This is a genomic window from Stenotrophomonas sp. GSD10, assembly GCF_056172695.1.
The window spans coordinates 3,391,648-3,402,806 of record NZ_JAOCMC010000002.1; the positions used below are offsets into that span (position 1 = coordinate 3,391,648).

At 67.0% G+C, this 11,159-nt stretch carries 7 protein-coding genes and 2 pseudogenes; 7 read left to right on the forward strand and 2 right to left on the reverse strand.

Translation table 11 applies throughout. From position 1 onward, the window contains the following. The first annotated feature begins 38 nt into the window (after positions 1-38). The gene (locus N4G47_RS15890; RefSeq protein ID WP_475288599.1) at positions 39-1,616 is read left to right on the forward strand and encodes a BCCT family transporter; all 1,578 of its coding nucleotides are present in this window, start codon (positions 39-41) and stop codon (positions 1,614-1,616) included. Positions 1,617-2,173: 557 nt separating this feature from the next. Here N4G47_RS15890 and ggt read toward each other — a convergent pair. Both ggt and N4G47_RS15900 read right to left on the reverse strand, forming a co-directional pair. Then, positions 2,174-3,892: a gamma-glutamyltransferase gene (ggt, locus tag N4G47_RS15895; protein ID WP_475288603.1), complete on the reverse strand. Its 1,719-nt coding sequence runs from the start codon at positions 3,890-3,892 to the stop codon at positions 2,174-2,176. 69 nt (positions 3,893-3,961) lie between these two features. Beyond that, a complete protein-coding gene (locus N4G47_RS15900) occupies positions 3,962-4,204 on the reverse strand; it encodes a hypothetical protein (RefSeq protein WP_475288606.1) in 243 nt (80 codons plus the stop codon). Positions 4,205-4,578: 374 nt separating this feature from the next. Here N4G47_RS15900 and ilvC point away from each other — a divergent pair, with 374 nt between their 5' ends. The 6 genes and pseudogenes from ilvC (at position 4,579) to N4G47_RS15930 (ending at position 11,121) form a co-directional block, all read left to right on the forward strand. Then, complete coding sequence (gene ilvC, locus N4G47_RS15905) at positions 4,579-5,553, forward strand: ketol-acid reductoisomerase (RefSeq protein WP_197583592.1); 975 nt, start codon at positions 4,579-4,581, stop codon at positions 5,551-5,553. A gap of 39 nt (positions 5,554-5,592) precedes the next feature. Next, positions 5,593-7,328: pseudogene (ilvG, locus tag N4G47_RS15910) on the forward strand (acetolactate synthase 2 catalytic subunit). Beyond that, positions 7,312-7,563: an ACT domain-containing protein gene (locus N4G47_RS15915; RefSeq protein WP_005410947.1), complete on the forward strand. Its 252-nt coding sequence runs from the start codon at positions 7,312-7,314 to the stop codon at positions 7,561-7,563. The pseudogene ilvG and the gene N4G47_RS15915 overlap by 17 nt, the downstream one beginning before the upstream one ends. A 63-nt stretch (positions 7,564-7,626) precedes the next feature. Then, positions 7,627-8,808 carry a threonine dehydratase gene (locus N4G47_RS15920; RefSeq protein WP_475288614.1) on the forward strand — a complete coding sequence of 394 codons (1,182 nt, stop codon included), beginning with the start codon at positions 7,627-7,629 and terminating at the stop codon, positions 8,806-8,808. After that, on the forward strand, positions 8,747-10,333 hold the full coding sequence (locus tag N4G47_RS15925) for a 2-isopropylmalate synthase (RefSeq protein WP_475288618.1): 1,587 nt from the start codon (positions 8,747-8,749) through the stop codon (positions 10,331-10,333). Before N4G47_RS15920 ends, N4G47_RS15925 begins: the two co-directional genes overlap by 62 nt. Positions 10,334-10,343: 10 nt before the next feature. Further along, a pseudogene (locus N4G47_RS15930) lies at positions 10,344-11,121 on the forward strand (class I SAM-dependent methyltransferase). Positions 11,122-11,159 lie beyond the last annotated feature (38 nt).

The following is an 11,159-nucleotide window of genomic DNA, read 5'->3' on the forward strand; positions in this document are numbered from 1 at the left end:
TCGCTCCCCTCAATCCCCTTGATCGGAGAAGCTCCTTCATGGTGTTTCGCGTTTCCATCGCACTGGTTCTGCTGCTGGTGCTGCTGGCCGGCATCGCGCCCGGCCCCTTCAATACCGTTGTGCAGTCCATGCTGGCCGAGGTCATCCGCAGTGTCGGCTGGCTGTACCTGCTGGTGGTGTTCCTGGCACTGGTGTTCCTGATGTACCTGGCCTTCGGCCGCTTCGGCAACCTGCGCATCGGCGGCGAAGACGCCGAACCCGAATTCTCGCGTGCCAGCTGGATGTCGATGCTGTTCGCGGCCGGCATGGGCATCGGCCTGGTGTTCTGGGGCGCAGCCGAGCCGATCTCGCATTTCAGCAAACCACCGGAAGGACTGGCACCGGAAAGCATGGACGCCGCGCGCGCCTCGATGCGCTACGCGTTCTTCCACTGGGGCCTGCATCCGTGGGCGATCTATGCGCTGATCGGCCTGGCGATGGCGTGGTTCCAGTTCAACCGCAATGGCCGCGGCCTGGTCAGTGACATGCTGCAGCCGATCATCGGCCGCCACCATCGCGGCTGGATCGGGCGCGTGGTCAACATCGCCGCGGTGGTTGCCACCGCGATCGGTGTCGCCACCACGCTCGGCTTCGGCACCATCCAGATTGCCGCCGGCATGGAGCGTGTGTTCGGCCTGCACGCAGGGCCGCCACTGCAGCTGGTGATCATCGCGGTGGCATTCGTGCTGTACATGGCGTCCACGCTCAGCGGCGTCGACCGCGGCGTCAAATGGTTGTCCAACGTCAACCTGGCATTGGCCGCCGTACTGTTGCTGCTGGTGCTGGTGCTCGGCCCGACCGGCGCGATCTTCAACACCTTCACCACCACGCTGGGCTCCTACCTCAACCAGCTGGTGACGATGAGCCTGCGCATGTCGCCGTTCTCGTCCAGCACCTGGGTGGCCGACTGGACGATCTTCTACTGGGCCTGGTGGATTTCCTGGGCCCCGTTTGTCGGTTCGTTCATCGCGCGCATCTCGCGCGGACGCAGCGTGCGCGAGTTCGTCATCGGCGTGGTGCTGGCGCCGACCCTGCTGGGCTTCTTCTGGTTCTCGGTGTTCGGTGGCACGGCCATCTGGATGCAGATCTTCGGCCACGCCGATCTGGTGCAGGCGTTGGGCAACGGCTACGAGACGGTGTTGTTCACGCTGTTCGACAGCATGCCGCTGCCGTTGCTGCTGTCGTCCATCGCACTGGTGCTGCTGATGATCTTCTTCGTGACCTCGGCCGATTCGGCGGTGCTGGTGTTGGCCAGCATGTCCACCGACGAGGCGGGTGATCCTCCACCCAGGCGCAAGCTGGCCTGGGGCGTGGGCGTGGCGTTGATCGCCGGCGCATTGCTGCTGGCCGGCGGGCTGGACGCGTTGCAGGGCATGATCACGATTGCAGCACTACCGTTTGCGTTGCTGATGGTGCTGGTGATGGTGTCGCTGTACCGAGTGCTGGACCAGGAGTACACGCGCGAGCGGCGGCAGGCACAGCGCCAGCGGCACATGATCGATGCGTGGATCGCGCGCGAGATGGCGGCGCAGGAAGAGACCCAGGCGGAGGCGGCGCGCGCGCAGGATCGGGATTGAGGGTGTTTTGCAGCCTGCGGCTGCACCGCTTTTTTCAGGCAAGTGCAACGACAAGAGCAGAAGCGGCTCTGGGTTTCAGCTGGTTGGGCGGGACGGTGTGGGTGGGCAGGACACGCCGTAAACCCATCCATGGGGGCTCGTTGGCGCCATCCATGGCGCCAACGGTCCTGCCCACCCACACCGCCCCACCCCCGACAGATTCCCGGTGACGGTTGGTCCATCCACGCAATGCGTGGATGAGGTGTATCGGAAAACAAGAAGGGGTCGGATCCGTTTTCCTTCGGAAAACGGATCCGACCCCAACCCACAGCGCGCGGCTGTTGCTGTTGCTGTTGCTTTTGATCTTCTTCTTTCTCTTCCTGCGGTGGCGGCCGCAGGAAACTGTCAGGGGCCGGGCGGGTGGGCTGGGCGGGGGTGTCAGCCGCATGGATGCGGCTGCCAAGCCTCCAGGGACGGATTCACGGCGTCCCCCGCACAGCCCACCCGCCCGGCCCAATCACATGATCCCGCTTTCCGGAACCCACCGCAGAGGGGGCTCAGCCCGGTGGCCGGGAAACTCAGTACCCCGCCGCCTGCCCATCCTTGCGGCTCTCCGACGCGCCGTAATACACGCCCGTCTCCGGATCACGCATGATCGCCTGGTACCCGCCATACGGGCCGTCGGCGAACACGATGCGATGCCCCTTGCGCATCAGCGCACGCACCGTCTCATACGGGAAGCCGGTTTCCAGATTCACTTCGCCACCGTCGGTCATCGCCGTGGCCTGCCCGGTCGGTTCGGTGGAACCTTCATGCTGGATGCGCGGCGCATCGCCGGCTTCCTGCAGGTTCATGCCGAAATCCACCAGGTTCATCACGATCTGCGCATGCCCCTGCGGCTGCATCGCACCGCCCATCACGCCGAAGCTGGCGTACGGCTTGCCGCCCTTGGTGATGAACGCCGGGATGATGGTCTGGAACGGGCGCTTGCCCGGCGCGTAGCCGTTGGGATGGTTCTTCTGCAGCACGAACATCTCGCCGCGGTCCTGCAGGATGAAACCCAGTCCCGGCGGCGCCATGCCGCTGCCCATGCCACGGTAGTTGGACTGGATCAGCGACACCATCATGCCGTCGGCGTCGGCCACGGTCATGTAGATCGTGTCGCCCTCTTCCAGCTGTTTCGGCGTGCCCGGCTGCACTTCCTTCAACGCCTTGTCCATCGAGATCAGCGCGCGACGCTGCGCCGCGTACTCTTTGGAAATCAGTTTCTGCACCGGCGCCGGCTGGAACGCCATGTCGGCGTAGAAGCGCGCGCGGTCGGCGAACGCCAGCTTCTTCGCTTCCACGAACAGGTGCACGTGCTCGGGTGAGCCGAATGGAATCTTCGAGAAGTCGTAGCCTTCCAGCACATTGAGGATCTGCAGCGCGGCGATGCCCTGGCTGTTCGGTGGCAGTTCCCACACGTCGTAGCCACGATAGTTGCTGCTGACCGGCTCCACCCACTCACCGTGGTGGTCGACCATGTCCTGGTAACTCAGGTAACCGCCGTTGGCCTTGAAGTAGTCGCCGATGGTGTGGGCGATATCGCCCTTGTAGAAGGCGTCGCGGCCGCCGTCGGCGATCTTCTGCAGCGTGCTGGCCAGGTTCGGGTTCTTCCACATCTCGCCCTTGCGCGGGGCGTGGCCGTTGATCGTGAACTGTTCCTTGAAGCCCGGGTACTGCGACAGCTTGGGCACCGAGCGGTCCCAGTAGTAGGCGATCACCTCGGCCACCGGGTGGCCTTCGCGGGCGTAGCGGATGGCCGGCGCAAGGTTGTCGGCCATCGGCTTGCGGCCGAAACGCTCGTGCAGTGCGAACCAGCCATCGACCGCGCCGGGCACCGACACCGGCAGCGGGCCGGTGGCCGGGATCTCCTTCAGGCCACGGCGCTGGAACTCGGCCAGGGTCAGCGACTTCGGCGAGCGGCCCGAGCCGTTGTAGCCGTAGAGCTTCTGCGTCTTCGGGTCCCACACGATGGCGAACAGATCGCCGCCGATGCCATTGCCGGTCGGCTCCATCAGGCCCAGCGCGGCGTTGGCGGCGATCGCTGCGTCGACCGCCGAGCCACCGCCCTTCATTACGTCCAGTGCGATCTGGGTGGCCAGCGGCTGCGAGGTGGCGGCCATTGCATGCGGGGCGATCACCTCCGAGCGGGTGGCAAAGGTCTGGCCGGTGATGCGGTCTGCGGCGAAGGACAGCGCCGGCAGGGCAACGAGCACGGCGGCGGCGAGCAGGGAACGGGCAAGGCGACGGGACACGGCAGGTTCCGATGGAAGGGTGGTCCCCGATCTTCGCCGCTGCGGCTGCCACGCGGTATCGGGCAGAGGTCATGGGCGAGGGTCTTTCGCTGGATGCGGACCAAGGTCCGCATCCACCAAGGCGAGAACCACCCAAAATTCGCGCAAAAAGCACCCGGGAAAGACTGAATTCGGGTTCACCGAAACAATTTCAGCGGCAACCATCCTTGTGCCGCAGGCGATTTCGCCGGATGCACGCGAAACCGTAAAAATTTCCTCGACAAGGGTTGACACCGGCGAAATGGCTGTGTTTCTCTCGATCACATGTTGCATCACAACACGCCACCGCGAACCCACACCGAAGCCGCCGACACCGGCGCCGCCTCGCTGCGTTCGATTCTTGTGCTCGTACTTATTACCCAACCTACAGGTGCGGGACGAGCCAGCGTGTAAGCAACAAACACACCGGAACTCATCAAAAACCCGCACCCGCCCCGGTGCGGGTTTTTTCATTTCAGGACCTGGTTTCAGACGCAACCACCATGCACACCGCCCCTCGCAAAACCCGGACCCCCACCGCCACGATGCCTCGTGGTGCCTGTGCCTGTGCGATGCGCGGCGCCTCCTCCACCGCTTTCCCTGACCGGCCGGCACGTCACCTCGACGACCGGCCGTTCTTTTTCTTCCCACCGCAAGGAACCTCCCCCATGAGCACCAACGACCTGCCCCAGACCAAGATCGCCGTCATCGGCTACGGCAGCCAGGGCCGCGCCCACGCACTGAACCTGCGCGAATCCGGCTTCGACGTGGTGGTAGGCCTGCGTCCGGGCGGCCCCACCGAGGTCAAGGCGCAGGCCGATGGCTTCACCGTCAAGGCCCCGGCCGACGCAGTGAAGGATGCCGACCTGGTTGCCGTGCTGACCCCGGACATGGTGCAGAAGAAGCTGTACGACGACGTGCTGGCGCCGAACATGAAGCAGGGCGCGGTGCTGCTGTTCGCGCACGGCCTGAACGTGCACTTCGACATGATCAAGCCGCGCGAAGATCTCGACGTGGTACTGGTCGCACCGAAGGGGCCGGGCGCGCTGGTCCGCCGCGAGTATGAAATCGGCCGCGGCGTGCCGTGCATCTGGGCGGTCTACCAGGACAAGAGTGGCAAGGCGGCCGACTACGCCCTGGCCTATGCCGGTGGCCTCGGCGGCGCCCGCGCCAACCTGATCCAGACCACCTTCAAGGAAGAAACCGAAACCGATCTGTTCGGCGAGCAGGCGGTGCTGTGCGGCGGCGCTTCGGCGCTTGTGCAGGCCGGTTTCGAGACCCTGGTCGAAGCGGGCTACCAGCCGGAGATCGCCTACTACGAAGTGCTGCACGAACTGAAGCTGATCGTGGACCTGTTCTACGAAGGCGGCATCTCGCGCATGCTGGAATTCATCTCCGAAACCGCGCAGTACGGTGACTACGTGAGCGGCCCGCGGGTGATCGACGCCGGCACCAAGGCGCGCATGAAGGAAGTCCTGAAGGACATCCAGGACGGCACCTTCACCAAGAACTGGGTGGCCGAATACGAAGCGGGCCTGCCGAACTACAACAAGTTCAAGCAGGCCGACCTGGAACACCCGATCGAGAAGGTAGGCAAGGAACTGCGCGCCAAGATGGTCTGGTTGCAAGGACAGGCCGCGTAACCACGCGGCCTCCCCCACCCGCTCTGCAAGGTTCCCCCCATGAACTCTTCCACACACCGCAGCGCGCCGCCCAACGGCGCGCGCTGGCTGACCCAGGCGCTGGAGGCCGAGGGTGTCCGTACGCTGTTCGGCTATCCCGGCGGCACCATCATGCCGTTCTACGACGCGCTGGTGGATTCGTCGCTGAAGCACATCCTGGTGCGCCACGAGCAGGGTGCAGCGCTGGCGGCCAATGGCTTCGCCCGCGCCAGCAACCAGGTGGGCGTCTGCGTGGCCACCTCCGGCCCGGGCGCCTCCAATCTGGTGACCGGCATTGCCGATGCGATGCTGGATTCGGTGCCGATGGTCTGCATCACCGGCCAGGTCGGCACCCCGCTGCTGGGCACCGATGCCTTCCAGGAGCTGGATGTGTTCGGCCTGACGATGCCGATCGTCAAGCACAGCTGGCTGGTGCGCAGCGTCGATGACCTGCCGCGCGTGGTGGCCGATGCCTTCCGCATCGCCCGCGAAGGCCGCCCCGGCCCGGTGCTGATCGATCTGCCCAAGGACGTGCAGCTGGCCGATGCCAGCCATCTGCCAGCACACGTGCCGAGCAGCGTCGAACCGCCGCCGGCGCCGGCCGACAACGCCATCGCCGACGCCATCGCCGCACTGGCCGCAGCCGAAAAGCCGGTGGTCTACGCCGGTGGTGGCATCGCGCTGGGTGATGCGGTGCAGGACCTGCGTGACTTCGTTGAAGCCAGCGCCATCCCCACCGTGATGACCCTGCGTGGCCTGGGTGCACTGCCCCCGCAGCACCCGCAGTCGCTGGGCATGCTGGGCATGCACGGCACCCGCGCGGCCAACATGGCGGTGCAGGAAAGCGATCTGCTGCTGGTGCTGGGTGCGCGCTTCGATGACCGTGCCACCGGCAAGCTGGCCGAGTTCGCACCGTTCGCCCGCGTCGTCCACATCGACGCCGACGCCTACGAGATCTCCAAGCTGCGCAGCGCCGATGTCGCCGTGCCCGGCAATGTCGGCCATGCCATCCGCGCCCTGCGTGCGGCCTTCCCCTCCCCAAGGCTCACCAGGACGCATGGCGCAGGCGCTGTGCGCAACATCGCGATCGCTTCGCCGCCCGCTACGACGCACCGGGCCAGCACATCTACGCGCCGGCCCTGCTGAAGCGCCTGAGCGAGCTGGCTCCGGCCGATGCAGTGATCGCCTGCGATGTCGGCCAGCACCAGATGTGGGTGGCCCAGCATTGCCGCTTCAACCACCCGCGCAACCATCTGACCAGCGGCGCGCTGGGCACCATGGGCTTCGGCCTGCCGGCGGCGATGGGTGCGCAGTTCGCCTGCCCCGACCGCACCGTGGTGCTGGTGTCCGGCGATGGCAGCTTCATGATGAACGTGCAGGAGCTGGCGACCATCGCCCGCTGCCGCCTGCCGGTGAAGATCGTGCTGCTGGACAACAGTTCGCTGGGCATGGTGCGGCAGTGGCAGGAACTGTTCTTTGCCGAGCGCTACAGCGAGATCGACCTGTCCGACAACCCGGACTTCGTGGCATTGGCGCAGGTGTTCGGCATTGCCGCCACCCGCATCGAGGCACGCGATGACGTGGAGGGTGGACTGGCCGCGCTGCTGGCCGAACCGGGCCCGGCGCTGCTGCACGTGGCCATCGACGCCCGCGCCAACGTGTGGCCGCTGGTGCCGCCCAACACAGCCAACAGCACCATGCTGGAAAGCAACCCTGCCCATGCCCGCCAGGAGACCCCCAATGCAATACCGGCTTGACCTGGTGCTGCACCCTGCCGAAGGCGCGCTGCTGCGCGTGATCGGCATGGCCGAGCGTCGCGGCTTCGCGCCGCGCGCGATCAGCGGCGCGCCGGTAGCCGCCGACGATGGCCGCTGGCACCTGCAGCTGGTGGTGGATGGCCAGCGCCCGGCTGAAACGCTGTGCCGGCAGATCGAGAAGATCTACGACTGCGTGTCCGTGCAGGTCACCGCGGTGGAAGGAGTATCGCCATGAACACCCGTACCGTAATGACCACGGTGCCGGTACGGAGGCGTCTTCTTCGCCGCCCGTGCCCGCATGCGGTGGTCGCCCGCACCCCGCCGGTGGCCCATGCCGGCCGCTGATACCAGCCAGGAAAGCGATGTCGGCGACGTAAGCGTCGCCGATGTCCTGGCCGCGCAGGCCCGCCTGCGCCGCTTCCTGCCGCCCACCCCGCTGCACCATGCCGAGCGTTTCGGCACCTGGCTGAAGCTGGAGAACCTGCAGCGCACCGGTTCCTACAAGGTGCGCGGCGCGCTGAACGCACTGCTGGCCGGCCGCGAGCGCGGCGACACCCGGCCGGTGATCTGCGCCTCGGCCGGCAACCACGCCCAGGGCGTGGCCTGGTCCGCCTACCGCCTGGATGTGCCGGCCATCACCGTGATGCCGCATGGCGCGCCGGCCACCAAGATCGCCGGCGTTGCCCACTGGGGCGCCACCGTACGCCAGCACGGCAACAGCTATGACGAGGCCTATGCCTTCGCCGTGGAACTGGCACAGCGCCATGGCTACCGTTTCCTGTCCGCGTTCGACGATGCCGATGTGATCGCCGGCCAGGGCACGGTCGGCATCGAGCTGGCCGCGCACGCCCCGGACGTGGTGATCGTGCCGATCGGCGGCGGCGGACTGGCCTCCGGCGTCGCGCTGGCACTGAAATCGCAGGGTGTGCGCGTGATCGGTGCACAGGTGGAAGGCGTCGACTCGATGGCGCGCGCGATCCGCGGTGATCTGCGCGACATTGCCCCCGCAGCCTCGCTGGCCGACGGCGTGCGGGTAAAGATTCCCGGCTTCCTGACCCGCCGTCTATGCAGCTCGCTGCTGGACGATGTGGTGATCGTGCGCGAAGCCGAATTGCGCGAAACCCTGGTCCGGCTGGCGCTGGAAGAACACATCATCGCCGAGGGCGCCGGTGCGCTGGCGCTGGCGGCCGGCCGTCGCGTTGCCGGCCGGCGCAAATGCGCGGTGGTATCCGGCGGCAACATCGATGCCGGCGTACTGGCCGGCCTGCTCACCGATATCCGTCCGCGCCCGCCGCGCAAACCGCGGCGACGGCGCAGTGAAACTCCGCGCTCGCCCGGCAAGGCCAGCGCCGCTGCTTCCCCCACGTCTTCCCCTTCCCCCTGCAAGCCGCAACGCCCGCTGTCGAGGAGATTTCCCTGTGACCACCATCGAACGAATTACCACCCCGCGCATCCGCATCTTCGACACCACCCTGCGTGACGGCGAGCAGTCCCCCGGCTGCAGCATGAGCCCGCCGCAGAAGCTGGTGATGGCGCGTGCGCTGGACGAACTGGGCGTGGACATCATCGAGACCGGCTTCCCGGCCAGCTCGCAGTCCGACCGCGAAGCGATGGCCCTGATCGGCCGTGAGCTGCGCCGCCCCAGCCTGAGCCTGGCGGTGCTGTCGCGCTGCCTGCAGGCCGACATCGAAACCTCGGCGCGTGCCCTGGAAGCCGCAGCCAACCCGCGCCTGCACGTGTTCCTGTCCACCAGCCCGCTGCACCGCGAACACAAGCTGCGCATGACCCGCGAGCAGGTACTGGAGTCGGTACGCAAGCACGTCACCCTGGCGCGCTCGTACATCGATGACGTGGAGTTCTCGGCCGAAGACGCCACCCGCACCGAGCTGGACTACCTGATCGAAGTTTCGCGCGTGGCAATCGCCGCCGGCGCCACCACCATCAATCTGCCCGACACCGTGGGCTTCACCACGCCGGAAGAGATCCGCGCGATGTTCCAGCAGGTCATCGCTGGCGTGGCCGATGTGCCCAACGCAGCCAACGTGATCTTCAGTGCGCACTGCCACAACGACCTGGGCCTGGCCGTGGCCAACTCGCTGGCCGCCATCGAAGGCGGTGCACGCCAGGTCGAGTGCACCGTCAACGGCATCGGTGAGCGCGCCGGCAACTGCTCGCTGGAAGAAATCGCGATGGTGCTGAAGGTCCGCCAGGCCTTCTACGAGCAGGACAGCGCGATCAACACCCCGCGCATCGTCGGCACCTCGCAGCTGCTGCAGCGCCTGGTCGGCATGCCGGTCCAGCGCAACAAGGCCATCGTCGGCGCCAATGCGTTCGCCCATGAATCGGGCATCCACCAGCACGGCATGCTGCGTCACCGCGGCACCTACGAAATCATGCGCCCGGAAGATGTGGGCTGGGAGGACTCGCAGATGGTGCTGGGCCGCCACAGCGGTCGCGCCGCCGTCGAAGCCCGCCTGCGCGCGCTGGGCTTCTGGCTGGAAGAAGACGAACTGAAGCTGGTGTTCGAGCAGTTCAAGGGCCTGTGCGAACAGCAGCGCGTGGTCACCGATGCCGACCTGCAGACGCTGATGCAGGGCGGCTCCAATGCGCAGGGCTACCGCCTGGCCTCGATGACCATCAGCGATGTCGGCAGCCGCGCCAACGCCCTGGTGGAGCTGTCCGATCCGGAAGGCAACCGCGTGGCCGAAACCGCACAGGGCGACGGCCCGGTCGATGCGCTGTTCGGCGCACTGTCGGCCGCCACCGGCGTGCAGCTGATGCTGGACAGCTACCACGTGCACAGCGTCGGCATCGGCGCCGATGCGCGCGGCGAAGCCAACCTGAGCGTGCGCCACGAAGGCGTGGAGTACGACGGCACCGGCACCAGCAAGGACATCATCGAAGCCTCCGCGCTGGCCTGGCTGGACGTAGCCAACCGCCTGCTGCGCCAGCGCCAGGCCACCGCTCACAGCAGCACCGACGTTGCCACCCCCGCCACCGCTTGAGGAAGCCGAGATGAGCGCCTTCGACACCCCCACCCCGACCAGCGCCGCTGGCCAGCAGTGGAACGCCCAGGACTATGCGATCGACGCCGGCTTCGTGCCGCTGCTCGGCGGCGCGGTCGCGCGCCTGCTCGACCCGCGCGCCGGTGAACGCATCCTCGACCTGGGTTGTGGCGATGGCGTGCTCAGCACCGAGCTGGCGCTGAGTGGTGCACGCATCCACGGCGTGGATGCGTCGCCGGAACTGGTGGTGGCCGCCGCGCGCGCGGCGTCGATGCGCAGGTGATGGATGGCCACGCACTGACCTTCGACAGCGAGTTCGATGCGGTGTTCAGCAACGCGGCGTTGCACTGGATGGGCAATCCCGACCAGGTGCTGGAAGGCGTGCGCCGGGCACTGCGTCCGGGCGGCCGCTTTGTCGCCGAGTTCGGCGGCCACGGCAACGTCGCTGCGATCATTGCTGCGGTACAGGCTGCGCGCGTGGCCCACGGCCACGGTGCCAGCACCTTCCAGTGGTATTTCCCTCGGCCGATGCCTACGCCGATCGCCTGCGCCAGCATGGCTTCCACGTGCAGCTGATCGAGTGCACGCCGCGCCCGACCGCGCTGCCGACCGGCGTGGCCGGCTGGCTGCGCGTATTCGCCGCGCCGCTGCTGGATGACCTGCCCGCTGATGCCCGTGCAACCGTGCGCGAGGCCGCGGCCACTTTGCTGGCCGAGCTGCCGTGCAATGCCACCGGCCAGCCACTGGCCGACTACGTGCGGCTGCGCGTGCTCGCCCGTCGCCGCTGACTCAACCTTTTCGCTATCTTTCCTGATGTCCGCACTTT

What these genes read in the sequence shown, in the direction of transcription:
- N4G47_RS15900 (WP_475288606.1), bottom strand. Translation starts at nt 4,204, where the DNA reads ATGCAACATGTGATCGAGAGAAACACAGCCATTTCGCCGGTGTCAACC.
- ilvC (WP_197583592.1), top strand. Translation starts at nt 4,579, where the DNA reads ATGAGCACCAACGACCTGCCCCAGACCAAGATCGCCGTCATCGGCTAC.
- N4G47_RS15890 (WP_475288599.1), top strand. Translation starts at nt 39, where the DNA reads ATGGTGTTTCGCGTTTCCATCGCACTGGTTCTGCTGCTGGTGCTGCTG.
- N4G47_RS15915 (WP_005410947.1), top strand. Translation starts at nt 7,312, where the DNA reads ATGCAATACCGGCTTGACCTGGTGCTGCACCCTGCCGAAGGCGCGCTG.
- N4G47_RS15920 (WP_475288614.1), top strand. Translation starts at nt 7,627, where the DNA reads ATGCGGTGGTCGCCCGCACCCCGCCGGTGGCCCATGCCGGCCGCTGAT.